Annotated in this window: 22 protein-coding genes and 4 tRNA genes; 16 read left to right on the top strand and 10 right to left on the bottom strand. The window is 71.7% G+C overall.

Features of this window, described 5'->3' with window-relative positions:
• Positions 1–100 precede the first annotated feature (100 nt).
• The 7 genes from gyrA (at position 101) to BOQ63_RS23335 (ending at position 6,093) form a co-directional block, all read left to right on the top strand.
• A complete protein-coding gene (gene gyrA, locus BOQ63_RS23365; RefSeq protein WP_046385535.1) occupies positions 101–2,632 on the top strand; it encodes a DNA gyrase subunit A in 2,532 nt (843 codons plus the stop codon).
• Positions 2,633–2,858: 226 nt separating this feature from the next.
• The gene (locus BOQ63_RS23360; RefSeq protein WP_051746506.1) at positions 2,859–3,527 is read left to right on the top strand and encodes a DUF3566 domain-containing protein; all 669 of its coding nucleotides are present in this window, start codon (positions 2,859–2,861) and stop codon (positions 3,525–3,527) included.
• Between the two features lie 258 nt (positions 3,528–3,785).
• Positions 3,786–5,159 (top strand): SAM-dependent methyltransferase, encoded by a 1,374-nt coding sequence (locus BOQ63_RS23355; RefSeq protein ID WP_030597565.1) that lies wholly within the window; start codon positions 3,786–3,788, stop codon positions 5,157–5,159.
• A gap of 16 nt (positions 5,160–5,175) precedes the next feature.
• Positions 5,176–5,252, top strand: a tRNA-Ile gene (locus tag BOQ63_RS23350).
• An 89-nt stretch (positions 5,253–5,341) separates the two neighbouring features.
• Positions 5,342–5,415 (top strand) — tRNA-Ile (locus tag BOQ63_RS23345).
• Positions 5,416–5,722: 307 nt separating this feature from the next.
• Positions 5,723–5,851: a DLW-39 family protein gene (locus BOQ63_RS23340; RefSeq protein ID WP_014137031.1), complete on the top strand. Its 129-nt coding sequence runs from the start codon at positions 5,723–5,725 to the stop codon at positions 5,849–5,851.
• Positions 5,852–6,020: 169 nt separating this feature from the next.
• Positions 6,021–6,093 (top strand) — tRNA-Ala (locus BOQ63_RS23335).
• Between the two features lie 87 nt (positions 6,094–6,180).
• On the opposite strand, the gene BOQ63_RS23330 is transcribed toward BOQ63_RS23335, so the two are convergent.
• Positions 6,181–6,828 (bottom strand): DUF5324 family protein, encoded by a 648-nt coding sequence (locus BOQ63_RS23330; RefSeq protein ID WP_078656177.1) that lies wholly within the window; start codon positions 6,826–6,828, stop codon positions 6,181–6,183.
• Positions 6,829–7,047: 219 nt separating this feature from the next.
• Between BOQ63_RS23330 and BOQ63_RS23325 the strand changes: the two genes are divergently transcribed.
• Positions 7,048–7,941 (top strand): rhomboid family intramembrane serine protease, encoded by an 894-nt coding sequence (locus tag BOQ63_RS23325; RefSeq protein ID WP_030278239.1) that lies wholly within the window; start codon positions 7,048–7,050, stop codon positions 7,939–7,941.
• 373 nt (positions 7,942–8,314) lie between these two features.
• On the opposite strand, the gene crgA is transcribed toward BOQ63_RS23325, so the two are convergent.
• The gene (crgA, locus tag BOQ63_RS23320; protein WP_030278238.1) at positions 8,315–8,563 is read right to left on the bottom strand and encodes a cell division protein CrgA; all 249 of its coding nucleotides are present in this window, start codon (positions 8,561–8,563) and stop codon (positions 8,315–8,317) included.
• Positions 8,564–8,730: 167 nt separating this feature from the next.
• Here crgA and BOQ63_RS23315 point away from each other — a divergent pair, with 167 nt between their 5' ends.
• The 5 genes from BOQ63_RS23315 to BOQ63_RS23295 all read left to right on the top strand — a co-directional run bounded on the left by BOQ63_RS23315 (position 8,731) and on the right by BOQ63_RS23295 (position 12,425).
• Positions 8,731–9,486, top strand: a complete 756-nt coding sequence (locus BOQ63_RS23315) for a DUF881 domain-containing protein (RefSeq protein WP_030278237.1) — start codon at positions 8,731–8,733, stop codon at positions 9,484–9,486.
• A gap of 87 nt (positions 9,487–9,573) precedes the next feature.
• On the top strand, positions 9,574–9,753 hold the full coding sequence (locus tag BOQ63_RS23310) for a hypothetical protein (RefSeq protein ID WP_030278236.1): 180 nt from the start codon (positions 9,574–9,576) through the stop codon (positions 9,751–9,753).
• Between the two features lie 55 nt (positions 9,754–9,808).
• The gene (locus BOQ63_RS23305) at positions 9,809–10,471 is read left to right on the top strand and encodes an aminodeoxychorismate/anthranilate synthase component II (protein WP_030278235.1); all 663 of its coding nucleotides are present in this window, start codon (positions 9,809–9,811) and stop codon (positions 10,469–10,471) included.
• The gene (locus tag BOQ63_RS23300; RefSeq protein WP_078938876.1) at positions 10,396–11,568 is read left to right on the top strand and encodes a class E sortase; all 1,173 of its coding nucleotides are present in this window, start codon (positions 10,396–10,398) and stop codon (positions 11,566–11,568) included. The genes BOQ63_RS23305 and BOQ63_RS23300 overlap by 76 nt, the downstream gene beginning before the upstream one ends.
• A gap of 38 nt (positions 11,569–11,606) precedes the next feature.
• Positions 11,607–12,425 (top strand): class E sortase, encoded by an 819-nt coding sequence (locus tag BOQ63_RS23295; RefSeq protein WP_030552132.1) that lies wholly within the window; start codon positions 11,607–11,609, stop codon positions 12,423–12,425.
• Between the two features lie 116 nt (positions 12,426–12,541).
• Here BOQ63_RS23295 and pknB read toward each other — a convergent pair whose 3' ends face one another.
• The 6 genes from pknB to BOQ63_RS23265 all read right to left on the bottom strand — a co-directional run bounded on the left by pknB (position 12,542) and on the right by BOQ63_RS23265 (position 21,076).
• Positions 12,542–14,668, bottom strand: coding sequence for a Stk1 family PASTA domain-containing Ser/Thr kinase (gene pknB, locus BOQ63_RS23290; protein ID WP_030278232.1), 2,127 nt, complete (start codon positions 14,666–14,668; stop codon positions 12,542–12,544).
• Positions 14,669–14,935: 267 nt separating this feature from the next.
• On the bottom strand, positions 14,936–16,387 hold the full coding sequence (locus BOQ63_RS23285) for a peptidoglycan D,D-transpeptidase FtsI family protein (protein ID WP_030278231.1): 1,452 nt from the start codon (positions 16,385–16,387) through the stop codon (positions 14,936–14,938).
• Positions 16,384–17,787 carry an FtsW/RodA/SpoVE family cell cycle protein gene (locus tag BOQ63_RS23280; RefSeq protein WP_072654907.1) on the bottom strand — a complete coding sequence of 468 codons (1,404 nt, stop codon included), beginning with the start codon at positions 17,785–17,787 and terminating at the stop codon, positions 16,384–16,386. Before BOQ63_RS23280 ends, BOQ63_RS23285 begins: the two co-directional genes overlap by 4 nt.
• A 136-nt stretch (positions 17,788–17,923) precedes the next feature.
• Positions 17,924–19,576: a PP2C family protein-serine/threonine phosphatase gene (locus tag BOQ63_RS23275; RefSeq protein ID WP_063756471.1), complete on the bottom strand. Its 1,653-nt coding sequence runs from the start codon at positions 19,574–19,576 to the stop codon at positions 17,924–17,926.
• 53 nt (positions 19,577–19,629) lie between these two features.
• The gene (locus BOQ63_RS23270) at positions 19,630–20,175 is read right to left on the bottom strand and encodes an FHA domain-containing protein FhaB/FipA (RefSeq protein ID WP_030278228.1); all 546 of its coding nucleotides are present in this window, start codon (positions 20,173–20,175) and stop codon (positions 19,630–19,632) included.
• Between the two features lie 46 nt (positions 20,176–20,221).
• On the bottom strand, positions 20,222–21,076 hold the full coding sequence (locus BOQ63_RS23265) for an FHA domain-containing protein (protein ID WP_030278227.1): 855 nt from the start codon (positions 21,074–21,076) through the stop codon (positions 20,222–20,224).
• 433 nt (positions 21,077–21,509) lie between these two features.
• Between BOQ63_RS23265 and BOQ63_RS23260 the strand changes: the two genes are divergently transcribed.
• Positions 21,510–21,593 (top strand) — tRNA-Leu (locus BOQ63_RS23260).
• 112 nt (positions 21,594–21,705) lie between these two features.
• Here the strand turns inward: BOQ63_RS23260 and BOQ63_RS23255 are convergent.
• Entirely contained in the window at positions 21,706–22,857 is a 1,152-nt protein-coding gene (locus BOQ63_RS23255; RefSeq protein WP_030278226.1) for a sensor histidine kinase, read from the bottom strand.
• Positions 22,854–23,525: a response regulator gene (locus BOQ63_RS23250; protein WP_030278225.1), complete on the bottom strand. Its 672-nt coding sequence runs from the start codon at positions 23,523–23,525 to the stop codon at positions 22,854–22,856. Before BOQ63_RS23250 ends, BOQ63_RS23255 begins: the two co-directional genes overlap by 4 nt.
• 317 nt (positions 23,526–23,842) lie before the next feature.
• Between BOQ63_RS23250 and BOQ63_RS23245 the strand changes: the two genes are divergently transcribed.
• Both BOQ63_RS23245 and BOQ63_RS23240 read left to right on the top strand, forming a co-directional pair.
• Complete coding sequence (locus BOQ63_RS23245; RefSeq protein WP_078656174.1) at positions 23,843–25,672, top strand: phosphatidylglycerol lysyltransferase domain-containing protein; 1,830 nt, start codon at positions 23,843–23,845, stop codon at positions 25,670–25,672.
• 365 nt (positions 25,673–26,037) lie between these two features.
• Entirely contained in the window at positions 26,038–26,691 is a 654-nt protein-coding gene (locus BOQ63_RS23240) for a hypothetical protein (protein ID WP_157846547.1), read from the top strand.
• Positions 26,692–26,736 lie beyond the last annotated feature (45 nt).

Below are 26,736 nucleotides of genomic sequence, written 5' to 3'. Positions count from 1 at the left end.
CCGCGTGAAAGGAAACTGACCACCAGTGGTCGACGACAACCGTCCCGAAGGCGACCAGCCCGAGACCCCCGAGGCAGCCGAGGCCACCGCCCAGGCGACCATGCGGATCGAGCCGGTCGAGCTCGAGACCGAGATGCAGCGCTCGTACCTCGACTACGCGATGAGCGTGATCGTCAGCCGGGCGCTCCCCGAGGTCCGCGACGGCCTCAAGCCGGTGCACCGCCGCGTGCTCTACGCGATGTACGACGGCGGGTACCGGCCCGAGAAGGGCTACTACAAGTGCGCCCGCGTCGTCGGCGACGTGATGGGCAACTACCACCCGCACGGTGACACCTCGATCTACGACACCGTGGTCCGCCTCGCCCAGCCGTGGTCGATGCGGATGCCGCTGGTGGACGGCAACGGCAACTTCGGCTCCCCGGGCAACGACCCGGCCGCGGCCATGCGCTACACCGAGTGCAAGATGATGCCGCTGGCCATGGAGATGATGCGCGACATCGACGAGGAGACCGTCGACTTCGCGCCCAACTACGACGGCCGCTCGCAGGAGCCGACCGTCCTGCCCGCCCGCTTCCCCAACCTGCTGGTCAACGGTGCCACCGGCATCGCGGTCGGCATGGCCACCAACATCCCGCCGCACAACCTCCGCGAGGTCGCCTCCGGCGCGCTCTGGTACCTGGAGAACCCGGAGGCCTCCGCCGAGGAGCTGCTGGAGGCCCTGATCGAGCGGATCAAGGGCCCCGACTTCCCCACCGGCGCGCTGATCGTCGGCCGCCGCGGGATCGACGACTACTACCGCACCGGCCGCGGCTCGGTCACCATGCGGGCCGTGGTCGAGGTCGAGGAGATCCAGGGCCGCCAGTGCCTGGTGATCACCGAGCTGCCGTACCAGGTCAACCCGGACAACCTCGCGCTGAAGATCGCCGACCTGGTCAAGGACGGCAAGATCGCCGGCATCGCCGACGTCCGCGACGAGTCCTCGTCCCGCACCGGCACCCGCCTGGTGGTCGTGCTCAAGCGCGACGCGGTCGCCAAGGTCGTGCTGAACAACCTGTACAAGCACACCGAGCTGCAGACCAACTTCGGCGCCAACATGCTGGCCCTGGTCGACGGCGTGCCGCGCACCCTGTCGCTCGACGCCTTCATCCGGCACTGGGTCAACCACCAGGTCGAGGTCATCGTCCGGCGCACCACCTTCCGGCTGCGCAAGGCCGAGGAGCGCGCCCACATCCTGCGCGCGCTGCTCAAGGCCCTGGACGTGATCGACGAGGTCATCGCGCTGATCCGGGCCTCGGCCAGCGCCGACGCCGCCCGCACCGGCCTGATGGGCCTGCTGGAGATCGACGAGCTCCAGGCCAACGCGATCCTGGAGATGCAGCTGCGCCGCCTGGCCGCCCTGGAGCGCCAGCGGATCACCGACGAGCACGACGAGCTGCAGCGCAAGATCGACGAGTACAACGCGATCCTCGCCTCGCCGGTCCGCCAGCGCGGGATCATCTCCGAGGAGCTCGCCGCGATCGTCGAGAAGTACGGCGACGACCGGCGCTCGACCCTCATCCCCTCGGACGGCGACCTCTCCATCGAGGACCTCATCGCCGAAGAGGACATCGTCGTCACGATCACCCGTGGCGGCTACGTCAAGCGGACCCGCTCCGACCTCTACCGCTCGCAGAAGCGCGGCGGCAAGGGCGTGCGCGGTGCCCAGCTCAAGCAGGACGACATCGTCGACCACTTCTTCGTGACGACGACCCACAACTGGATCCTGTTCTTCACCAACAAGGGCCGGGTCTACCGCGCCAAGGGCTACGAGCTGCCGGACGCCGGCCGCGACGCCCGCGGCCAGCACGTGGCCAACCTGCTGGCCTTCCAGCCGGAGGAGCACATCGCCCAGGTGATGGCCGTGCGCACCTACGAGGACAAGCCGTACCTGGTCCTCGCCACCCGGGCCGGCCTGGTGAAGAAGTCCCCGCTGAAGGACTACGACTCCCCGCGCTCCGGCGGCCTGATCGCGATCAACCTGCGCCAGGACGAGGAGGGCCGGGACGACGAGCTGATCGGCGCCGAGCTGGTCTCCGCCGAGGACGACCTGCTGCTGGTCTCCAAGAAGGCCCAGTCGATCCGCTTCACCGCGACCGACGACGCGCTGCGGTCCACCGGCCGCGCCACCTCCGGCGTCAAGGGGATGGCCTTCCGCGAGGACGACGAGCTGCTCTCGATGAACGTCGTCCGTCCGGGCACCTACGTCTTCACGGCCACGGATGGCGGGTACGCCAAGCGGACCGCCGTCGACGAGTACCGTGTCCAGGGACGCGGCGGCTACGGCACCAAGGCGGCGAAGATCGTCGAGGGCCGGGGCTCGCTGGTCGGCGCGCTCGTGGTCGACGACACCGACGAGATCATGGCGATCACCCTCTCGGGCGGGGTGATCCGCACGAGGGTTTCCGAGGTTCGTGAAACCGGACGTGACACCATGGGCGTCCAACTGATCAACCTCGGAAAGCGCGACGCGGTCGTGGGCATGGCCCGCAACGCGGAGGCCGAGGACGACGAGACGGCGGAGGACGAGGTCACCGAGTCCACCGAGACGGCCGAAGGTGCGGGGACGGCGGTCGGCGGCGACGCCGAGGACTGAACCGAACCGCGGACCGGTGCCGCCGCGTCCACAGGAGTGGGCGCGGCGGCACCGGACGCCGACCAGTACCGGGCAATCCCGCCGGGCGCTGGATGACGAGTGACGGACCAGGGCGGCGCCGCCCTGGTGGGAAGTGCGGGAGGACCAGGTGAGTGGAGCCACGGGTGCTGCGGGAGGACCCTCCGGCGGCCGTCCGGGCGCGCAGGGCGGGGGTACGTACGGCGGCGTGCCGGGACAGACCCCGACCGAGCACTCGGCCGCGTCCACCTCGCTGATGCCGCCGGTCGGCGGAGCCGGCCAGGGCGGCGGCGCCACCTACGGGGGCCAGACCCCGTCCGGCAGCCAGGGCGGCGGCCAGAGCGGCTTCTCGCAGCCGACCACCTACGCCAAGGGGCAGCCGACCCCGGCCCGGGGCACCCGGACCGGCGGCAACACCCCGCCCGGCGGCACCCCCGTCCCCGGGGCGGCGCGCCGCCCCTCCGGCGGGCCCGCGACCGTCGGGGGCGGCCTCGGCCGCACCCGCAAGGCCCGGCTGCGGGTCACCAAGGTCGACCCGTGGTCGGTGATGAAGGTCAGCTTCCTGCTGTCGCTGGCCGTCGGCATCATCGTCATCGTGGCCTCGGCCGTGCTGTGGATGACCCTGGACTCGCTCGGCGTCTTCGACTCGCTGACCAAGACGCTCAAGGACGTCACCGGCGGCGGTGCGGACAACGCCAGCAGCCAGCTCAACCTGATGGACTACATCGGCTTCGGCAAGGTCATGATGTTCACCACGCTGATCGCCGTGGTCGACGTCGTCCTGCTGACCGCGCTGTCCACGCTCTCGGCGTTCATCTACAACGCGGCGGCCGGCTTCACCGGCGGCGTCGAGCTGACCCTGGCCGAGGAGGACTGATCCCGGCCGGATCCTGACCCCGGGTCAGTTCGCCGCCCACGGGCGGAATGTACGGGCCCCGCAGGCTGTTGCAGCCTGCGGGGCCCGTCGGCATTTCGGGTGACAGCCGGCCCCCGCGGCGTGCCGCCCGGAAACGGGCCACCCGCCGTGGGATTAGCTGGACGCCGCCCGTTCCCACGCCTGGGAGTGCCGCAGGCCGCCCCGGTCGGTCGACCGGGTCAGGTGAGGTTCCGCAGGACGGCTGGACGGAGGCGCGCGGTGGCGAAGCTCGCAGGTCAACTGGTGGAGGCCCTGGACGGGCTGTTGGGCATCCCGGTCCCGTTGCGGGTGCAGGCGTGGGACGGCAGCGTCGCCGGGCCGCCCGGGGCGCCCACGGTGGTCCTGCGCAACCGCCGGGGGCTGCGCCGGCTGCTCTGGCAGCCGGACGAGCTGGGCCTGGCCCGGGCCTACGTCGCGGGGGACCTGGAGCTCGCCCCCGGCACCGACCTGTACGAGACGCTCTCCGCGGTCGCCCGCTTCGCCGAGCTGCCGGAGATCCGCACCATGGCCCTCGGGCCGCGCGACGTCCTCGGCGCCAAGGGCCGCCGGGTGCTCGCCGTCGCCCTGCGGGCCGGGGCGCTCGGCCCGGAGCCCACCCCGCCCCCGGAGGAGGTCCGCAAGGCCCGCGGGCGGCTGCACAGCCGCAGCCGGGACCGCGCGGCCATCAGCCACCACTACGACGTCGGGAACGACTTCTACGGCCTCGTGCTGGGCCCGTCCATGGTCTACTCGTGCGCCTACTGGACGCCCGAGGCGAAGAGCCTGGAGGCCGCCCAGGAGGCCAAGCTCGACCTGATCTGCCGGAAGCTCGGCCTGCGGCCCGGGATGCGGCTGCTGGACGTCGGCTGCGGCTGGGGCTCGCTGCTGCTGCACGCGGCCGAGCACTACGGCGTCACCGCGGTCGGGGTCTCGATCTCCAAGGAGCAGGTCGCGCTGGCCCGGGCACGGGTCGAGGAGGCCGGCCTGGCCGACCGGGTCGACGTCCGGCTCCAGGACTACCGGGAGATCGTCGACGGGCCTTTCGACGCGATCTCCAGCGTCGGCATGGCCGAGCACGTCGGTTCGGAGCAGTACCGGATCTACGCCGACGGGCTGTACCGGCTGCTGGCGCCCGGCGGCAGGCTGCTCAACCACCAGATCGCCCGCCGCCCCGACTACCCGGGTGAACCGCACCGCACCAGCCCCTTCATCGACCGCTACGTCTTCCCGGACGGCGAGCTCTCCCCGGTCGGTTCCACCGTGGCCCGGCTGGAGGAGGCGGGCTTCGAGGTCCGGGACGTCGAGGCGCTGCGCGAGCACTACGGGCTGACCCTGCGCGAGTGGGTGGCCAACCTGGAGGCGAACTGGACGGAGGCGGTCCGGCTGGTCGGCATCGGCCGTGCCCGGGTCTGGCGGCTGTACATGGCCGCCTCCGCGCTCGCCTTCGAGCAGAACCGGATCGGCATCAACCAGGTCCTCGCCGTGCGCAGCACCGAGGCGGGCGGGGCGGGCCTGCCGCCGACCCGCGAGGAGTGGCTGGTGCGCCCGGCCCCCGGGGCCACTGCCGCGACCCCGGCCGGAACGGATTTGGGGGATCGGCGGTCGGTCCGCTAATCTTTCAGTGCGGCAAGGGCCTATAGCTCAGACGGTTAGAGCGCTTCCCTGATAAGGAAGAGGCCACAGGTTCAAGTCCTGTTAGGCCCACCACCGCGAAGGGCCCGGAGTGATCCACTCCGGGCCCTTCGGCGTCGTTTTCGCAGATCGGGCGGCTTCCGGTACGCTCTGCTGTGCAGCGAGGGCCTATAGCTCAGACGGTTAGAGCGCTTCCCTGATAAGGAAGAGGCCACAGGTTCAAGTCCTGTTAGGCCCACCGCCCCGAAGGGCCCGGAGTGATCCACTCCGGGCCCTTCGGCGTTCCCGGGCGAATTCCGGGTCCGCCGCGTGCGGACGATCCGGACGGAACGAGGTGCGCCGTCAATCCTCGGACCGGACCGCCGCGTTGACCGCGCCGGTGGCTGGTCACGATTGGGACACCGGTGTGTATCATCGGCCGCAAGGGCAGTCTGGCACCCGGCCGCCCGTTCGCGCTCGAAACACATCTGGACTCGTCGGCCCGGTCCTTCCGGCCGGAGCCCCGGCTCCTGAGTCCACCAACGCAAGAAGGACGAGGTCCCGCGGTGAAGAAGCTCCTCCTGGTCGCCCTGGTCGCCCTCGGCGGCTTCTTTGTCTACCGTCAGGTCCAGGCGGACCGCGCCGAGCAGGACCTGTGGACCGAGGCCACCGACCCGGTTCCGGCCGGTCGCTGAGTCCCGGGCGATCTGACGATCGACGAACTTCGGGGGCGCTGATCCGCGCCTCCCGGACCGGTCGGCCCGTTCACCCGAACGGACCGGCCGGTTCCCCCAGGGGGACGGCTCCCGGAATCGCGCCGGAACCCGGTACGCTAGTGCCCGTTGGCACGAGCCGTGCCGTCGAGGGGCATTAGCTCAGTTGGTAGAGCGCTGCCTTTGCAAGGCAGATGTCAGGAGTTCGAGTCTCCTATGCTCCACAACGCCCGGAGGGCGGCCGACCTGGAAGACAGGTCGGCCGCCCTCCGGCATTTCCGCGGCTGGGACCGCGGCGGCTGGGTCTGCGGCTAGGACTGCGGCCGGTCGTCCTCGGTGGGCTCCTCCGGGAGGAGGCCGTTCACCGGGGCGGTGGCGACAGGCGGTTCGACCAGCCACTCCGGGTTGCTGTGCCGGCGCCACCACTGCCAGGCGACGATGCCGCCGCCGATCGCCAGCACCCCGGCCAGCGCGAGGCCGGTGGTCCGCTTGCCGCAGCGCTGCCGGCGCTTGGCGTTCCGGGCGGCGAGTCGGCTGATCTCGGCCGAGCTGACGTTGCCATGGAGCGCGGTGAGCGCGGCGGCGCCGCGGGTCTGGGCCTCATGGGCGACCGGGGAGACCGCCTCGACGGCCTGGGAGACCCTGGGGCCGACCGTGGTGCGGGCCTGGTCGGCGGCGCGGCTCGCGGACAGGCGGGCCGCCAGCGCGGCTTCCTGGGCGCGGTGGAGGGCCTTCAGAACGTTCTGCTGGGCCTCGGGGGGCAGGCTGGCGAAGGCATGGCCGAACTGTGGGGCGAGGTGCCGGTCGTAGTGGACGCGGAGGTGGTGGGCAGCCTGGGTGGCCTTGGGCCCGAGGGCGTCCATGGCGGGCCCGAGGCGTTGCTTGGCGCCGTCCGCGAACTGTGCGGCGGTGTCCCGGGTCCGGGTGGCGGTCTCACGGGCCGAGTCCGAAAAGCTCACGAGTCTCTCCTCCTGGGTGGCGTCCTTTATGCACATATCCACCTGAATGCTGATCATGCATCCTGATTCGTCCTCCGGCACTTCGGAGTGGGCCGTCTGCGGGTCCCCGCGGGGGCCGGGCCCGGGAGGGGCGGGCACGGCTCGTTCCCGGGGTGTCGGGGCGGGGTGCCGCAGTAGGCTGGCGGCGCCGGTGGTGGGGTACGGAAGGGGAAACCGCTGATGCTCCCGGACGAGCCGCGACAGTCCACGGACCGTTCTCCCGAGGGCGGGCCGCCCGGCTGCTACCGGCACCCGCAGACGGCCACCGGAATCTCCTGCACCCGCTGCGAGCGGCCGATCTGCCCGCGGTGCATGGTGGGCGCCGCGGTGGGCTTCCAGTGCCCGGAGTGCGTGGGCGGGGGCCACGCCGGGACGCGGCGGGCGACCACCCGGTTCGGCGGGGCGCTGACCGTGGACGGCGGCGTGGTGACCCGGGCCCTGGTCGGGATCAACATCGTGGTCTGGGTGCTGGCCGCCTACGTCCTCAACCCCCGGCTGGGCGAGGTCTGGTCGCTGGCCAGTGCCGGCCGGGCGCACCCCGGCGGCCCGTACGGCGTCGCCGACGGCCCGGCCCAGTGGTACCGGCTGCTGACCGCCACCTTCCTGCACCTCCAGTGGTGGCACGTCGGGCTGAACATGCTGGTGCTGCTCTGGCTCGGCCCGCCGCTGGAGGAGGCGCTCGGCCGGCTGCGCTACCTGGCCCTCTACCTGCTCGCCGGACTGGGCGGCAGCACCTTCGCCTTCCTGGTGGCCGGCGACTGGATGAACTCGGTGGGGGCCTCCGGTGCGGTCTTCGGACTGATCGGCGCCACGATCGTGATGCAGCTGCGGAACCGGGGGCCACTGGCCCCCGCGGTGGCCTTCCTGGTCTTCAACCTGGTGGTCACCTTCTCCCGCCAGAACATCGACTGGCGGGCGCACATCGGCGGCCTGGTGGTCGGCGGACTGGTCGCCCTCGGTCTGATGTACGCCCCGCGCGAGCGGCGCGGCGCGGTCCAGGCGCTGACGGTGGTCGGAGCCGTGGCGGTGGAGGCGGCGATGCTGCTGAGCGGGATGGCCCTCTACGGGGCGTGACGCCCCAAGGCGTTTGTCCACAGCGGGTGCGGGGTTGTGCACAGCTCGTGTGCCCAGCCGGTTGTGGACTGCTGTTCTACGCGTGTCCTGCTGTGCGAATTCCGCGCTTGGGGGGAGTTGTGCACAGCTGTGGACGGACCGGCCGAGAAAAGTTATCCACAGGCTGTGGGGACTTTTCCCCAGTGTGGATAACCATGTGGATAAGCGTGACCGTCTGATCGTGGGACTGTCCGACGGCGGTCGGCCGGAAGCCTTCCCGACCGGTTCCCTCCGGCTCCCACCGGTTCCGGGCACGCCGAACCGCCGCTCCGGGTCCGGTCGGATCCGAAGCGGCGGGAAGGGCCCGAACCCGGGCCTCAGGACGCGCGGGGCGTCACTTCCACTGGGTGGAGACGCCGAACCCGGCCGCGATGAAGCCGAAGCCGACCAGGATGTTCCAGTTCCGCCAGCTCTCGACCGGGAAGCTGCCGCTGGTCACGTAGTAGGTGACGATCCACACCAGGCCGATCAGGAACAGTGCCAGCATCAGCGGCGCGACCCAACCGCGGCCCGAACTGATCTTCACCGCGGCCGTGGTCGGCGGGGTGTAGTCGGACTTCTTGCGGAGTCGAGACTTCGGCACGAGGAGCTCTCCTGTCGATGCGCTGTGAGACCGCGCAGAGGTGCAGCGGGTGAGACGCCGACGGTCGGTCGCGGAGAGCGCTCTGGGACCGCTCCCCGGCCTGCCACCGGCGTCCGTTAGCGTAGTGGCTCGGCGGGTCTCAAGGAGATAAGGGTACGGTGACTAATTTGTCGATTCCCCCCGGGAAGGCCGTCACCCGTCGGTCCGGCATCCGAATTGTCGGCCGTGCCCTGACCTGCGCCGTGTTCGCGCTCGCCGGTCTGCTCTTCTACATCAGCGCGCAGACCGCCCGCGGCACCGACCTGCGGACCGACAACTCGCTGCTGAGCCTCGGCGACGTGATCCGCCAGCGCAGCTCCCAGAACCAGCAGGCGCAGGCCCAGCTGGCCGACCTCCAGGCCCGGGCGCAGGAACTCACCGAGCAGCAGGGCCACGACCCCGCCGACGCGGCGCAGCTGGACGGCCTGCGGCGCGGCGCAGCCCTGGAGCCGGTGCAGGGCGGCGGACTGACCGTCACCCTCAACGACGCCCCGCCGAACGCCACCGCGCGCATCCCCGGGGTCCCCGAGCCGGGCGTCAACGACCTGGTCATCCACCAGCAGGACATCCAGGCGGTGGTCAACGCGCTGTGGCGGGGCGGTGCCGCGGGCGTGCAGGTGATGGACCAGCGGCTGGTCTCCACCAGCGCCGTCCGCTGCGTGGGCAACACCCTGCTGCTCCAGGGCCGGGTCTACTCCCCGCCCTACGTGATCAAGGCGGTGGGGAAGACGGACGCCCTGCGCTCGGCCGTCGAGGCGGACCCGACGATCCGCAACTACCTGCAGTACGTCCAGGCGTACGGCCTGGGCTGGAAGGTCCAGGAGAGCGGCGACCTGACGCTGCCCGGCTACTCCGGCACCACCGAACTGCGGTCGGCGGACTGACCGCGGCCGCGCCGGTGGCGGACCGGCCCCGCGGCCGTTGATCCCGGGTCTACTCTTGACCCCAGTCCGCTACCTAGAGGGAGCACCATGTACGGCTGGATCTGGCGTCATCTGCCGGGGAACACCCTGGTCCGGGCCGTCATCTCGCTGCTCCTGATCCTGGGGATCGTCTACCTCCTCTTCACCTACGTCTTCCCGTGGGCGGAACCGCTGCTCCCCTTCGGTGACGTCACAGTGGACGGTGGCGACGGCGCCTCGGCCGGCTGACCCGGCGGGCCCGGAACTTCCCCCCAGCACCGCATCCCACGGAGACCACGCGCGCATGACCACCCAGTCGACCCCGCCCCGCATCCTGGTCGTGGACAACTACGACAGCTTCGTCTTCAACCTGGTCCAGTACCTGTACCAGCTCGGTGCCACCTGCGAGGTGGTGCGCAACGACGAGGTGACCGTCGAGCACGCCGTCCGCCGCGCGGGGGAGGAGGGCTTCGACGGGGTGCTGCTCTCCCCCGGGCCCGGGGCGCCCGAGGAGGCCGGGGTCTGCATCGCGATGGTGCACCACTGCGCGGGGATCGGGCTGCCGGTGTTCGGCGTCTGCCTGGGCCTGCAGTCGATCGCGGTCGCCTACGGTGCGGTGGTCGGCCGGGCGCCGGAGCTGCTGCACGGCAAGACCTCGCCGGTCGAGCACGAGGACGGCGGGGTGTTCGAGGGCCTGCCCTCGCCGCTGACGGCGACCCGCTACCACTCGCTGGCCGTCGACCCGGCCACCGTGCCGGACGAGCTGGTGGTCACCGCCCGGACCGCCAGCGGTGTGGTCATGGGCCTTCGACACCGTGAACTGCCGGTCGAGGGCGTGCAGTTCCACCCCGAGTCGGTGCTGACCGAGGGCGGGCACCGGATGCTCGCCAACTGGCTGGCGGAGTGCGGCTTCCCGCAGGCCGTGGACCGGTCGGCCGGGCTCGCCCCGGTGATCGGCCGGGGCTGAGCGGCGTGACCGCGGTGCGTCCGGAGGGGCGTTACCAGTCGGGGGCCGACCCGTACGGGGGCGCGCAGCAGTACGGGGGCGCGCAGCCGTACGACGCGCCGTCGTACGGCGTCGGGAGCCCCCACCCGCAGGAGCACCCGGTCCAGAGCGCGTCCGAGGACGGCTGGGGCGTGTACGAGCAGGCCGAGCAGCCCGTCGAGGGCGGGCCCGAGTACCCGTGGCTGCCCGACCAGACCCTCCAGCTGAGACTGCCCGCCGACGGCGCCGAGCCGGTCACCGAGCCCGCCCCGCCGACCGGCGGCCGGGCCGAGCGCCGCCGGGCCGCCCAGGGCCGGACCTCCGTCCGCGCGGGAGGTGGACGGCGCCGGGCGAAGGGCCGGGGCGCCGGTGGACCGCGCCCCAAGGAGTCGGCGGCCGTGGTGGCCGCCCGTTTCGTCGGCGAGCTGTGCATCACCCTCGGTGTGGTGATGCTGCTGTTCGTCGCCTACCAGCTCTGGTGGACCAACGTGCAGGCCGACGAGGCCGCCAGCGGGGCCCGCAACCAGCTGGAGCAGCAGTGGGACGCCCAGCCGCCCGGGGCGGGGCAGCCGGCCCCGGACCCGAACAAGCCCGAGGTGTTCGAGCCCGGCAAGGGCTTCGCCATCATCTACCTGCCCAAGCTGGGGTTGAAGTTCCCGATCGCCGAGGGCACCTCCAAGTCGGCGGTGCTCGACAAGGGGCTGGTCGGTCACTACACCGGCACCGCGATGCCGGGCGACCAGTCGGGCAACTTCGCGCTGGCCGCCCACCGCAACACCCACGGCGAGCCGTTCCGGTACATCAACGAGCTCGGCAAGGGCGACAAGGTCGTGGTGGAGACCGCCTTCGGCTACTACACCTACGAGCTCACCGGCGGCATCCCGCAGACCTCCCCCAACAACGTGAGCGTGATCAAGCCGGTGCCGAACGGCTCCGGGTACACCGGCCCGGGCCGGTACATCACACTGACCACCTGCACCCCGGAGTTCACCTCGAAGTTCCGTCTCATCCTGTTTGGCAAACTGGTCGAGGAACGGCCGCGGAGCCAGGGCAAGCCGGCCGCGATCACGGGCGGATAGCCGCCCGGGGGCCAGGTTTCGGAGGGGGAGCAGCACAGATGCAGGACGACGGGACCGCGCGGTCGGCCGAGCCGGCCGAGGAGGACTTTCCCCCGCCCGGAGGGGCCGCCGGGAAGGCCCGCGGCGGGCGGGGCCGGGCACTGGCCGCACTGGGCGTCTTCGGTGAACTGCTGATCACCCTGGGCCTGGTGCTCGGCCTGTTCGTGGCCTACTCGCTGTGGTGGACCAACGTGCAGGCGGACCGCTCCGCGGCCGCCGCCTCGGACAGGCTGCGAAGTTCCTGGGCGGCCGGCCCGACCCCGGGCCCCGGCGGGTCCGGCGCCGCCCCCGGGCCGGGCGGGGCGGCCGCCGTGCCGCCGCCCGCGATCGGGGACGACGTGGGCTTCCTGCACGTCCCGGCGATGGGCCGGGACTACCAGGTGCTGATCCGGATGGGCACCTCCACCGCCGTCCTGGACGAGGGCGTGGCGGGTGTGTACGAGCAGCCCTACAGGGCCGCGATGCCGTGGGACCGGACCGGCAACTTCGCGCTGGCCGCCCACCGGGACGGCCACGGCGCCAGGTTCCACGACCTGGACGCCGTCCACAGGGGAGACGCGATCGTGGTCGAGACCAAGGACGAGTGGTACGTCTACAAGGTCGACAACACCCTGCCGGAGACGTCCAAGTACGACACCGGCATCGTCGCGCCCGTCCCGGCGAGCTCCGGGTACACCGCCCCCGGCCGTTACATCACCCTGACCACCTGCACGCCGGTGTACACCTCGCGGTACCGGATGGCCGTCTGGGGGAGCCTGGTGCGGGTGGACGCCATGGACGCCCGGCGCACCCCGCCGCCGGAGCTGCGGCACTCCTGAGGCCCCCTCAGCCCCTGACCCGGGAAACGCCCGAGGGCCCGTCGCGATCGACGCGACGGGCCCTCGGGTTCCCGGTGCTCGGAATGACCTGCCCTCAGAACCAGGGGAAGAAGGGCTTAGTGGTCGTTCCCCCCTTTGCCGGGGGGTGTGGTGAGGGGGTCGCCCCCTTTGGCCGGATCGGCGGGTCGGGTGAAGAGCTGCACCTGGGTGTTCGGGTCCAGCTGGGTGCCGGCGCCCGGGTTGCTCTGGATGACGACCGCGTTCAGGTCCTGCGGGCCGCTGACCACGGTGTAGCCCAGGCCGGCCTTGGACAGCGCGGCGATGGCGTCCGACAGCTTGGAGTTCTGCAGCGGCGGGACGGTGGACTTGTCCGGCGCCTTGTAGATCGTCAGGGAGATCTTCGTGTTGGCCGGGACCTTGCTGTTCGGGGCGACCGACTGCGAGGCGACGGTGTTGACCTTGGTCGGGTCGTTGGTCGGCGTGCTCTTCGACGTGTCGACCTGGAGGCCGAGGCCCTGCAGCTGGCTCTGCGCGTCCTCCTTCTGCGAACCCACCACGCTCGGGACGTTCACCTTGGTCTTGCCCTGCGAGACCGTCAGCTTGACCGGGGCGCTCGGGTCGACGGTCGCGCCTGCCGCCGGGTCCTGGGCGACGACGGTGTCCTGCGGGGCGGTGTCGTCGTCCTTGTAGTCGGGGGTGGCGACGTTGGTGAAACCGGCCGAGGCCAGCGCCTGCATCGCCTGGTCCTTGGTCTTGCCGGTCAGGGGCGGCATCTGCTGCTTGGCCGGACCGGAGGACAGCTGCACGGTGATGCGGGCGTCCTCGGCGACCTGGGTGCCGGCCGTCGGGGTCTGGGTGCAGACCTGGTCCTTCTTGACGTTGGTGTCCGGGCAGGCGATCTTGTCGCCCTCGGCGACGGTGAGCTTGGAGCCGGCCGCGGTCGCCGCGGTCCTGGCGTCCGCCAGGCCCTTGCCGACCAGGTTGGGTGCCGTCACCTTCGCGGTGTTGGTTCCGCCCTTGTCGCTGAACATCGCCTGGGCCACGAAGAAGGTGCCGACCAGGACCAGCACGGCGGCCACCGCCAGCACGATCCAGGAGGTGTTGCTCTTCTTCGGGCGGTCCTCGCCGCGCCGACCGCCGCCCTGGCCGTAGCCGTCGTCGTAGCCGTCGCGGCCGCCGCCCGGGGCGCCGGCGTAGGTCTGGCCGTAGCCGTCGTCCTGGTAGCCGTCGTGCCCCTGGGCGCCGGCCTGCGGCAGGAGGGTGGTCGGGCCGCCGCCGGGCTGCTGCGGCAGCATGTTGGTCTGGCCGTACGGATCGTGCTGCTGCGGGTAGCCGTTCTGGTCGTAGCCGTACCCGGCCGCGCCCATGCCGTAGGCGGCGGCCTGCTGCGCGGCGGCGACGGGGAGGCCGTCGAGGAAGCGCTCGATGTCGTCGCGCATCTCGTCGGCGCTCTGGTAGCGGTAGTCGCGCTCCTTGGCGAGCGCCTTCAGCACGATCGCGTCGATCTCGGGGCGCACCTCGGGGTCGAAGACCGACGGCGGCTGCGGCTCCTCCCGGACGTGCTGGTAGGCCACCGCGACCGGGGAGTCGCCGACGAAGGGCGGGCGGACGGTCAGCAGCTCGTAGAGCAGGCAGCCGGTGGAGTAGAGGTCGGAGCGGGCGTCGACCTGCTCGCCCTTGGCCTGCTCGGGGGAGAGGTACTGGGCGGTGCCGATCACGGCCGAGGTCTGGGTCATGGTCATCCCGGCGTCACCCATCGCACGGGCGATGCCGAAGTCCATCACCTTGACGTTGCCCTGCCGGGTCAGCATCACGTTGGCGGGCTTGATGTCGCGGTGCACGATGCCGGCCCGGTGCGAGTACTCCAGGGCCTGGAGGATGCCGATGGTCATCTCCAGGGCCCGCTCGGGCAGCAGCCGGCGGCCGGAGTGCAGCAGCTCGCGCAGCGTGGAGCCCTCGACGTACTCCATCACGATGTACGGGATGGAGATCCCGTCGATGTAGTCCTCGCCGGTGTCGTACACGGCGACGATCGCCGGGTGGTTCAGGGAGGCCGCGGACTGTGCCTCGCGGCGGAAGCGGGCCTGGAACGACGGATCCCGGGCCATGTCGGCCCGGAGCGTCTTCACTGCGACGGAACGGCCGAGCCGGGTGTCATGGCCGAGGTACACCTCGGCCATGCCGCCGCGTCCGAGGACGCCGCCGAGCTCGTACCTGCCGCCGAGGCGACGAGGCTCTTCCATAGTTCCGACCCTCTCCCTCACCCGCCGGTGAGGTTGTGACGTAGGTGTCCCCGCACGCTCTGGGTGACGCCGCGCGCGCCGCGACCGGTTCTCCGGCCGGGCCGTGCGCCGCCTCGCGGGCGGCAACGGGCACACCCGCTGCTGGCGGATACGCTACCGGTCGCACCGCACCGGACCGGAGTCAGCCGTCGGCCGATATCAGACCGGTATCCGGGCGCGGGTGGCGATCGTGACATTCACCTCACCCTCGGCCCTGGGGGCGGTGCCCTACTTGCCGAGCGCGGCCTGCATCACCGCCTTGGCGATCGGGGCGGCCAGCCGGCCGCCGCTGATGCCGTCGCGGTTGTCCGAGCCGTCCTCGACCACGACCGCGACCGCGACCGACTGGCCGTCCGGGGTCTTGGCCCAGGAGGTGAACCAGGCGTACGGGAGTGCGGAGTTGTTCTCGCCGTGCTGCGCGGTGCCGGTCTTGCCGCCGACCTGGACGCCCGGGATCTGGGCGTTCTTGCCGGTGCCGTCCTGGACCACCGAGACCATCAGGTCCTGCATCTTCTGCGCGGTGGCCGGGCTCATCGCCTGGGAGAACTGCTTCTCGGTGTGCTTGGAGATGGTGGTCAGCGAGGCCGAGCGCTCCTGGTCGACCAGGTACGGCTGCATCAGGCTGCCGTTGTTGGCGATCGCGGCGGAGACCATGGCGACCTGCAGCGGGGTGGCGCGGGTGTCGTGCTGGCCGATCGAGTCCTGGGCGGTGCCGTCCAGGCTGGCGCTGTTCGGGAAGACGCTCTTCTCGGCCCGGACCGGGGTGTCGATGGTGCTGTTGAAGCCGAACTTCTCGGCCTGCGCGCGCATCTTGTCCTTGCCCAGGTCCGCACCGATCTTGGCGAAGACCGTGTTGCAGGACTGGTCCAGCCCGGACTTCACGGTGGCGTTCTCGCAGCGCTCGTTCGGGCTCTCGTTCTTCAGCGGGGTCTGGGTGCCGGGCAGGATGTACGGCTCGGGTGTCGAGGTGGTGTCGTCGATGCTCTGGAACATGCCGTTCTCGAACGCGGCGGTCGCGGTGACCAGCTTGAACGTCGAGCCGGGCGGATAGGTGTACTTCAGCGCCCGGTTGTCCATCGGCTTGTTCGGGTCGGAGTTGAGGGCCTTCCAGGCGTCGCCGTCGTCGTTGCCCGCGATGGTGCCCGGGTCGTAGGACGGAGTGGAGACCAGGGCCAGGATCGCGCCGGTCTTCGGGTCGAGCGCGACCACCGCGCCCTTCTTGTCGCCCATCGCGTCGAAGGCGGCCTTCTGGACCTTGGCGTTGATGGTCGTGACGACGTCGCCGCCGCGCTGCTGCTCGCCGGTCAGCATGTCCAGGGTGTTGCGGAAGAACAGCCGGTCGTCGGTGCCGGAGAGGATGCCGTCCTCCAGGTTCTCCAGCCCGTTGGAGCCGTAGGCCTGCGAGGAGTAGCCGGTGACCGGGGCGTACATCGGACCGTTGATCCAGGAGCGCTTGTACTTGTAGCGCAGCCCGTTCACGAAGTCGGAGTTCGTCACCGGCTGGCCGCTGACGATGATGTTGCCGCGCGGGTGGGCGTAGCGGTCGTACAGCTGGCGCTTGTTGTTCTTGTTGGAGGCCCAGGCGTCGGCCTGGACGCCCTGCACCCAGTTGGTGCGCACCATCAGGGCCAGGATCAGCACGAGGCAGAAGATCGAGACCCGTCGGATCGGCTTGTTCATCGGGCGGGTCCTCCCTGGCCCTCGGTGGCCGGGGCCGGTTCGACCCCGGGACGGCGTGCGCTGTCGCTGATCTTCAGCAGGATCGCGACCAGCGCCCAGTTGGCGACCACGGACGAACCGCCCTGCGCGAGGAACGGCATGGTCATACCGGTCAGCGGGATCAGTCCGGTGACCCCGCCGGCCACGACGAACACCTGCAGTGCCATCGCCGAGGCGAGGCCCACGGCGAACAGCTTGCCGAAGGGGTCGCGGGCGGCGACGGCGGTGCGCAGGCCGCGCTGCACCAGCAGGGCGTACAGCAGGAAGATCGCCATCAGGCCGGTGAGTCCGAGCTCCTCGCCGAAGGAGCCCAGGATGAAGTCGCTCTTGGCGGCGAAGTTGATCAGCCAGGAGCGGCCCTGGCCCAGGCCGGAGCCGGTCACCCCGCCGGAGCCGAGCGCCATCAGCGACTGGCCGATCTGCTCGGTGGAGCCCTTGGGCGGGTTCGCGGAGAAGGCGGCCATCGGGTCGAGCCAGGCGTCGATGCGGACCTTGACGTGGCTGGTGGTGGTGGCGACCGCGACCGCGCCGCCGACCGACATCAGCAGGCCGAACAGGATCCAGCTGGTCCGCTCGGTGGCGACGTAGAGCATCACCACGAACAGGCCGAAGAACAGGAACGACGTGCCGAGGTCGTTCTCGAAGATCAGGATCAGCAGGCTGAGCATCCAGATCACCACGATCGGGCCGAGGTCGCGGCCGCGCGGCAGGTACAGCCCCATGAAGCGGCGGCTGGCCAGGGCCAGCGCGTCGCGCTTGACCATCAGGTAGCCGGCGAAGAACACGGTGAGGACGATCTTGGCGAACTCGCCGGGCTGGATGGAGAAGCTGCCCATCCGGATCCAGATCTTCGCGCCGAAGTCCTCCGCCCGGGCCGGGAAGAAGGCCGGCGCGGCGAGCAGCACCAGCGCCACCACCATCGAGATGTAGGTGTAGCGCTGGAGCACCCGGTGGTCCTTCAGGAAGACCATGACGCCGATGAACAGCGTGATCCCGAGGGCCGACCACATCAGCTGGTTGCGGGCCGCCGGGAAGTTGCCGCTGAGCAGGTGGCCGGCCTTGTCCAGCCGCCAGATCATCACCACGCCCAGCCCGTTCAGCAGGGTGGCGATCGGCAGCATCAGCGGGTCCGCGTACGGCGCGAAGCGTCGCACCAGCAGGTGCGCGACCAGCGCCAGCGCGCCCATGCCCAGGCCGTAGCCGAGCATGCCGGCCGGCAGCCGGGAGTCCATCGCCAGGCCCACGTTGGCGTACGCCAGGATCGGCAGCAGGACCGCGAAGACCAGCAGGGCCAGCTCGGTGTTGCGCCGGTTCGGGGCGCCCTGGGGCGAGATGGTGGTGTTGCCCCGGCGCCTCGGCACGACGCGCCCGGCCGCCGCCCGGCGTCGGCCGCCGGCGCGGCCGGTGTCACCGCTCAGGTCGTAGCTGCTCACGTGGTGACCGCTCCCTGCCGGCCGGCGGACCCGCTCCGGGCGGACCAGTGTCGGATCGCGGACGTCACGGCTTCGGGCAGGATTCGGCCCGGGTGCGCTCGTCATCGCTCAGCGGCGCCTGCTGGGGCTGCTGGGCCTGCTCGCTCGGGGCGCCGGCCGCGGGGGGCGTGGCGGTCTGCGTCGGAGCGGGCGTGGCCGGGGCGCTCGCGGTCGGCGAGGTGCTGGGCGCGGCCGCGGGCGGGTTGCGCTTCTCCCGTTCGCCCGGGGTGACCGGCGTGGCGGCCACGAAGTCGGTCTTGGTGGCCTGGGCCGGCTGGCCCGGCTGGGCGGTCTGGGTGCCCTGCGGGGGCGCGGTGGCGGCCTTCTGGCACAGCTTGGCCCAGTCCGCGAGGTCGCTGACCGTCTTCTCGGCGTCCTTCAGGCTGCCGACCGAGATGGTCCGGTTCACCTGGGTGCGCTGGTCCTGCGGCAGCCACTTCAGCGGGGCGTCGCTGCGCGACTCGTGCACCGAGGAGAGGCTCAGCCCGGCCAGGTTCTGGTTGATGCCCTGGTAGATGGCGACGTGGTCGCCGTCCTCGCCGATGTAGTACTGGTCCTGGGTCCACTGGTAGCCGAAGTAGCCGGCGCCGCCGAGCAGGCCGAGCGTGACCAGGACGGCCAGCGGGACGGTCAGGCCCCGGCGCTTGCGCTTGGGGGGCTGCTCCTCGTCGAACTCGTCGGTGCCGTACACCGAAGGCTCTGCGGGGTAGCCGTAGCCTTCCTCGCCCTCGTAGCCCTCGGCCGGGCCGAAGCCGCCCTGGGCGGCGCCGTAGCCGTCCTGGTAGCCCTCGGCCGGGCCGAAGGCGCCCTGTGGGCCGCGGCCCAGGCCGGCCGCACGGCCCGCCGGGGTGTCCGCGATCGAGTGGTCGGCGGCGGTCGAGGACGGCGGGGTGTCGGCGACCGCGCCGACCACCACCGGGACGTCGTTGAACTGGCCGCTCATGGTGTCCGTGGCGCCGACGTCGATGACGTCCGCCACGATGCAGGTGATGTTGTCCGGACCGCCGCCGCGCAGGGCGAGCTGGATCAGCTCCTGCACGGTCTGCTCGGGCGAGTAGTAGCTGCCGAGGGTGTCCTGGAGGGTCTGGTGGCTGACCGGGCCGGAGAGGCCGTCGGAGCAGATCAGGTAGCGGTCGCCGGCCCGGACCTCGCGGATCGACAGGTCGGGCTCGACCTGGCCGCGGCCGTCCAGGGCCCGCATCAGCAGCGAGCGCTGGGGGTGGGTCTCGGCCTCCTCGGGCGTGATCCGGCCCTCGTCGACCAGGCGCTGCACCCAGGTGTGGTCCTGGGTGATCTGCACCAGCGACCCGTCGCGCAGCAGGTAGGCGCGGGAGTCGCCGACGTGCACCAGGCCCATCCGCTGGCCGGTCCACAGCATGGCGGTCAGGGTGCAGCCCATGCCCTCCAGCTGCGGGTCCTCCTCGACCATCTGCCGGAGCCGGTCGTTGGCGCCCTGGACGGCGTCGCCCAGCAGGGTCAGCAGGTCGGCGCCCGGCACGTCCTCGTCCAGGCGGACGATCGAGCCGAGCACCTCGGAGGACGCGACCTCGCCGGCCGCGGCGCCGCCCATGCCGTCGGCCACGGCCAGCAGCCGCGGCCCGGCGTAGCCGGAGTCCTCGTTCCCCTCCCGGATCAGTCCCTTGTGGGAGCCGGCGGCGAAGCGCAGCACCAGGGTCATGCGACCTGTGCCCCCCTCTGGGTCATGGACGGGATGCTGTCCCTCATGCGCTACTACTTCCGCAGTTCGATGACGGTCCTGCCGATACGGATCGGCATGCCCGGCTGGAGCGGGGTGGGCGCGGTCAGGCGCTGCCGGTCCAGATAGGTGCCGTTGGTGGAGCCTAGATCCTCGACCGTCCACTGCCCAGTCTGATCCGGATAGATCCTGGCATGCCGGGAGGACGCGTAGTCGTCGTCCAGCACGATGGTGGAGTCGTGCGCGCGGCCCAGGGTGATGGTCTGGCCCTGCAGCGCGACCGTGGTCCCGGCCAGCGAGCCCTGCACCACGACGAGCTGGGTCGGGGCGCCGCGACGGCGGCCGCCGCCCTGGGTCTGGCCCCCGCTGCCGGCGGGGGCGGCGGGTGCCGCGGGACGTCCGGCTGCCGCGGTGGTGGCCGCGCCGCCGCCGGACGCGGTTGCGGCGCCGCGGCGGGAGGTGCGGGGGTTCACCTTGGTACCGAACAGGTCGCTGCGGATCACCTGGATCGCGACGATGACGAACAGCCACAGCACGGCCAGGAAGCCCAGCCGCATGACCGTGAGGGTCAGTTCTGACATGACCGTCCCGCCAGTCGGTGAGCGAGGCGCGCGAACAACTCGGACACTACCCTTCGACCTGCCGGTAGACGATGGTGGTGGAGCCCACGACGATTCGGGAGCCGTCGCGGAGCGTAGCGCGCTGGGTGTGCTGTCCGTCCACCACGATGCCGTTGGTCGAGCCCAGGTCGAGGACCATCGATGGCGTACCGGGGCGGATCTCGGCGTGCTTGCGGGACACCCCGGGGTCGTCGATCCGCACGTCCGCCTCGGTCGAGCGGCCGAGGACGCAGGCCGCGCCGGTGATCTGGTGGCGGGCGCCGTTCACCTCGATCCAGCGGCGGACCGAGGCGCCGTGGCCGGCGCCCGGGAAGTTGCGGACGTTGCCGCCGGCCGGCGGCCCGGGGGGCATCGCCGGGGGCGGGGGCGCGTTGTACTGCCCGGCGCCGCCCTGCTGCCACGGTGCGCCGGGGGCCGGGGCGGCCGGCTGGCGGTCGTAGCCGGACTGCTGCTGCGGGGCCTGCGGCGGGGAGTACTGCGGGGGCTCCTCGGAGGCCAGGGTGCGGCTGCGCACCCGGTACAGGCCGGTGTCCAGGTCGTCGGCCTTCTCCAGGTTCACCTGGAGCGGGCCCATGAAGCTGTAGCGCTGGGCCTCGGCGTACTCGCGGACCATCCCGGCGAGCTCGGCGCCGAGCTGTCCCGAGTAGGGGCTGAGCCGCTCGTGGTCGTGCGGGCTGAGCTCGACGATGAAGTCGTTCGGCACGACGGTGCGGTCGCGGTTCCAGATGCTCGCGTTGTTGTCGCACTCGCGCTGCAGAGCGCCGGCGATCTCCACGGGTTGGACCTCGGACTTGAACACCTTGGCGAAGGTGCCGTTGACGAGACCCTCCAGCCGCTGCTCGAACTTCTTCAGCATCCCCATGGGGCACCCCCTTCCAGGGCTCGTTCGCCTGCCTGCCGTCCCGGCCCCCCGGTGGAGTGTTCCTCCGGGGATCCGGTCGTGCCTACTTGCGGTACTTCCGTACTGATCGTATCCACGCCGGGCCCTTCCGTACGGTTCCCGGACCGCGTGGTGCCGGGGGGTGGGCTCGGACACACAGGGTGACGCATCCAGGGTCCGGCACGCCAGGTGTGTCCATCGGAGCCGTCCGTGCCGTTCGCTCACCCGTTCGTCGTGCACCCGTTCGGGATGCGGTTGGTCTCCCCGGGGAACGGATTCGGAGCCGCCCCCCAGGTCGTGCTACTGTTTTCCACGTCGGAAGGGCCGCCCGGAAGGGAGCCGGACCGAGGAAACGCGAAGGGCCACATGGTACCGGCGGTTCCGAGGACCGGACGGCAAAGAAGACAACACCCATGCGCGGGTGGCGGAATAGGCAGACGCGCTGGATTCAGGTTCCAGTGCCCGAAAGGGCGTGGGGGTTCAACTCCCCCCTCGCGCACAGCGAAGCCCCGCAGATCTTCGGATCTGCGGGGCTTTCTCGTTCCCTGCGCCGGTCCGTTCCGTACGGGCGACGGCTCGGGCGCCCGGCCCGGAGGCTCGGGCGCGGGTGGTCAGGAGCGGCTCGCGGGGAGTTCGGCGCGGACCTCGAAGCCGCCGTCCTGGGTGGGGCCGGCCGTGAGGGTGCCGCCCAGCAGCTGGGCCCGCTCGCGCAGGCCGACCAGTCCGTGGCCGCCGCCCGGCAGGATCTCGGCCGGGTGGACCGGAGGCGCCTCGTTGCGGACCTCGACCCGCAGTCGGCGTCCCTTAGCCCGGACCCTCACGTGCACCACCGCCTCCGGCGCGTACTTGGTGATGTTGGTCAGCGCCTCCTGGACGGTGCGGTAGGCGGCCCGCTCGACCGCCTCGGGCCAGGGGCGGTCGCCGGGGTTCAGCTCGGTGTCGGCGGCCAGGCCGCTCTGCTCGATCAGCCGGGGCAGGTCGGTCAGCCGGGGCTGGGGGGCGAGCGGGGCGGCCGGGAACGGGCCGTTGGTGGTGCCGCGCAGCACCCCGACCATCTGGCGCAGCTCGTCCAGGGTCCGTACGGACAGCTCGCGGATGGTGCGGGCGACGCCGGCGGCGGCCGGGTCGGCGGTGCTCACCTGGAGCGCCCCGGCCTGGATGCTGATCAGGCTGACCTGGTGCGAGACCACGTCGTGCATCTCCCGGGCCAGCCGGCCGCGCTCGCTGATCAGCACCCGCTCGGCGAGCAGCCTGCTCTCCCGCTCCTGGCCCCGGGTCAGCTCGTCCAGCCGGGCGGCCAGCTCCCGCCGGGTGCGGGAGAGCAGGCCGGTGGCGGCCGGGCCGGCGGCCAGCATCACGGCCTGGATGGCGTCCAGGGCGGTGTTCCGACTGAGGTCGATGACCGGGGTCGGCAGCGGCCAGTGGAAGAAGGAGACCAGGGTGAACAGGGTGGCGCAGGGGAACAGCACCCTCGCGCCGGGGCGCTCGGTGGCCACCGTGTAGACGGCGGTGATGGGGGCCAGCCAGATCGCCTCGACCCAGGTGCCGGGCATGGTGAGCAGCAACACGGTCACCGGGAAGCGGCGGCGCCAGAACAGCGCCACCGCGGCCAGCGTGGAGAGCGCCATCTGCCACCAGGTGGCGTCCCGGGCCACCAGCGCGGCGTCCATCAGGGAGTACAGGACGGGCAGCAGCAGCATCAGCCAGGGCGCGGTGCACCAGGCCGGCAGCCGTCGGGACGGCAGCTGGTCGGCGGGCGTCATGCCCCGTCGCCGGGCTTGGGTCGCACCAGGCCGGCCCGGTGGGCGAGCACGGCGGCCTGCACCCGGTTGGCGGCGCCGAGCTTGCCGAGGATCGCGCTGATGTGGTCCTTGACCGTGCCGGTGCCGAGGAAGAGCCGGTCGGCGATCTCGGCGTTGGACAGGCCCTCGCCGAGCAGGGCGAGCACGTCGAGCTCCCGGACGGTCAGGGTGCGGGCCAGCGCGGTGGCCTCGGCGTCCGGGCCGCCGCCGTCCACGTAGCCGCCGATCACGGTGCTGGTGACGGTCGGGGAGAGGATGTTGCCGCCCGCGGCGAGCACCCGGACCGCGTGCACCAGCTGCTCGGGGGCGGTGTCCTTGAGCAGGAAGCCGGCCGCCCCGGCCCGCAGCGCGGTGCCGATGTACTCGTCGGTGTCGAAGGTGGTGAGCATCGCCACGGCGGGCGGGTCGGGCAGGGCGCGCAGGCGGCGCAGCACCGAGATGCCGTCGAGGTCGGGCATCCGGATGTCGAGCAGCACCACGTGCGGGCGCAGGCGCTGGACGTGCTCCTCGGCCTGCCCGCCGGAGCAGTCGCCGACCACCTCCAGGTCGGGGGCGGAGCCGACGATCAGGCCGAGGCCCGAGCGGACCAGGATCTCGTCGTCGACGATCAGCACGCGGGTGGTGGTGATGGTGCCTCCTCGGTTCGGGCGGCCGGGTTCGGACGGTCCGCGGGGGTCGCTCTGAGAGTAGGGGTAGCCGGGGCGGGTCGCCGAACGCATGGGGGATATGGACCCCCGCCGTTCGGCGGGGGTGGGAATCCGCTACCCGGTTCACGTAATTCTCAGGAATGGTGCGGAACCATGGAGTTGGCTGCCCTTTCCGACCTGCCGCTCGATGCGGGCGGTCGGTGGGCATGGGCGGTCGGTCAGTCCGTCGGGCCCGTGCGGGCGCCCGGCGCCGGGCCGTTGCGGATGCGCCCCACCATCTGATCGTTTGGAATTGAGCTGTGTCGTCCACTGTGAAGTCGGAGCCGTCCGCCACGTCCGCCGGGCCCCGGCCCGTCGGCGTGCTCGACCGCTGGCGCCCGAGGGCCGCCGTCGCCTCCGTCTGGTACCTCAGGCTGCTGGCGCTGCTGAACGTGACCACGGTGCTGCTGGTGCCGTGGCGCAACCAGGTCTCCGAGCACAACGAGGGTGAGTACTTCACCCCGTACCTGATGACCTCCGGCCTGGCGGCCGCGGTGCTGTCGGTCTTCCTCGCGGTCGCGATGAGGCGGCGCAAGCGGGCCGCCTGGATCTTCAACACGGCTCTCGGCAGCGTCTTCGCCCTGCTGTACCTGGCGGTCATGGTGGTGCCCGGCGAGCACTTCAACAGGCACCCGCTCAACTACGTCTCCACCGTCCTGACCTGCCTGTTCGTGCTGGCGCTGCTGATCGGGCGCAAGGAGTTCACCTCCAAGGGCGACCGCTCCAACCCGAAGACCGCGGCGGCCACCTTCGTCGGCGGGCTGTTCTTCGGCGGCGCGGTCGGTGCACTGCTGGTCTGGCTGACCAACGAGCTGAACGGCGCCGGCTGGTGGGACCTCTTCCGCTACTCGGTCGGCCGGATGATCACCGTCACCCCGACCGAGCACCTGCGCTCGGTGATCGCCGCCCCGACCTGGGTCAACGCCGCGATCAACGCGATGGGCGCGGTGCTGTTCCTGCTGGTGCTGTACGTGGCCTTCCGCAGCCCGCGCGGCAAGGAGCTGCTCACCCCCGAGGACGAGGCGAAGCTGCGCGGCCTGCTGGACAAGCAGGGCGAGCGGGACTCGCTGGGGTACTTCGCGCTGCGCCGGGACAAGGCGGTGATCTTCTCCCCCAGCGGCAAGTCGGCGGTGACCTACCGGGTGATCGGCGGGGTCTCGCTGGCCTCGGGCGACCCGATCGGGGACCCGGAGGCCTGGCCGGGCGCGATCGAGGCCTGGCTGTCCGAGGCCCGCGAGCACGCCTGGGCGCCGGCCGTGATGGGCGCCTCCGAGGAGGCCGGGGTGATCTACGCCCGGCACGGCCTGGACGCGCTGGAACTGGGCGACGAGGCGATCGTCGAGCTGGACGAGTTCTCGCTGGACGGCCGCGCGATGCGGGTGGTCCGACAGGCGTACAACCGGGTCAAGCGGGCCGGGTACACGGTGCGGATCCGCCGCCACGAGGACATCTCCGAGGCGGAGATGGCCGAGCTGGTGGCCAAGGCCGACGAGTGGCGCGACGGGGCGACCGAGCGCGGCTTCTCGATGGCGCTGGGCCGGCTCGGCGACCCGGGCGACGGCCGCTGCGTGATGCTGGAGTGCAGCGACGGCGAGGGCGAGCTCAAGGCGCTGCTGAGCTTCGTCCCGTGGGGCCCGGACGGGCTCTCGCTGGACCTGATGCGCCGGGCGCGGGACACCGAGAACGGCCTGATGGAGTTCATGGTGATCGAGCTGCTGCAGCGCGCCCACGAGGTGGGGCTGAAGCGGGTCTCGCTGAACTTCGCGATGTTCCGTTCGGTCTTCGAGCGCGGCTCGCGGCTCGGCGCCGGACCGGTGCTGCGGCTGTGGCGTTCCGTCCTCGGGTTCTTCTCGCGCTGGTGGCAGATCGAGTCGCTGTACCGCGCGAACGCCAAGTACCGGCCCATCTGGGAACCGCGCTACCTGCTGTTCGAGAAGAGCAGCGAGATTCCGCGGATCGGCATCGCCAGCGCGCGCGCCGAGGGTTTCATCGTCGCGCCGAGCCTGCCCGCCCTGTTCCGTCGTCGGCACGCGGGCGCCGCCGTGGTGGCGCCCCGGGTACCGGTGCCGGCGCGGGACGGGAAGGGGTAGCCCTCCGTCGGGGGGCGGAGGGGGGCCGACGGCCGGGGGGTGTACCTAGGGCCAGGGTCGTGGGGGACCTGGGGCCATCGGTCGTAAGGGGGGTCCGGAGGGGGGATTCGTCTCCCTCCTGAGGATGACCTCAATCCCCATCCATGCCGATGTGGATTTGTTAACGGGCTTCTAATGTTGGAGTAGCTGACAAGTTCGGGGATTCGGGAGAAACAGTTGTGATTCACAGGACCCACGCGGGGGGCGTGCGAAAGGGGCCGCTGGCATCAGCCGGAAAGGCCGCTGTCGCCGAGTGGGGAACGTTGTACCTGACGGTCCGGGGCGCGGTGGCGCGGAAGAGGTTCGCCGCATTCCCGCTGGCCACGATGGCGACGTTTCTGATCCTGCTGTTCAGCATCGTCCAGCACCTGCCGGGCGGCGAGCGCTTCGTCAACCACATCGGGGTGGTGCGGGCCTCGTTGCCGCTCGACCTCTCGCTGCTGCGGACCCCGCTGTCGCTGTACGTGCCGGCGCTGGACCTGCCGGTCTGGGGGGCGCTGGCCCAGGTGTTCGTGGTCTTCGCGATCGCCGAGGTCGTGCTCGGCCGGCGGATGACCCTGGTGGTCGCCTACGCGTGCACCCTGGCGGGCACGCTGTTCGCCCGGGTCGGGGTGGCGATCGGGCCGGGCCACCTGTTCGGCTTCCCGAAGTGGGTCGCCTACGTGCGGGACACCGGGCCGTCGGCCGCGGTGGTCGCGCTGGCGATCTGCATCGCGTTCCGCACCCGGGCCTGGTTCACCGCCACCCTGGTGGTGGTGCTGATGGTCGGCGAGGCCGTCGTGCTGCCGAACCTGGCCGGCCTGGAGCACGTGGTCGCGGTGATCACCGCGCTGCTGATCGCCGTCTCGGTCGAGGTGTTCGGGGACTTCTGGCCGCGGGTGCTGGCCGGGGTCGGCGCCGCCACCTCGGTGGCCACGGTCGCCTCCCTGGAGGTCGCGAAGGAGGCCCGGCGCCGTCCGGCGGGGGCCGTCATCCCCTGAGGGACGCTCCATCTGGCGTGTCGGCCGCGTACGGGGCGTTGCCCG

This window comes from Streptomyces viridifaciens, from assembly GCF_001888885.2.
In the GTDB taxonomy this organism is placed as follows: domain Bacteria; phylum Actinomycetota; class Actinomycetes; order Streptomycetales; family Streptomycetaceae; genus Kitasatospora; species Kitasatospora aureofaciens.
This window is presented reverse-complemented; position numbering and strand designations above follow the sequence as displayed.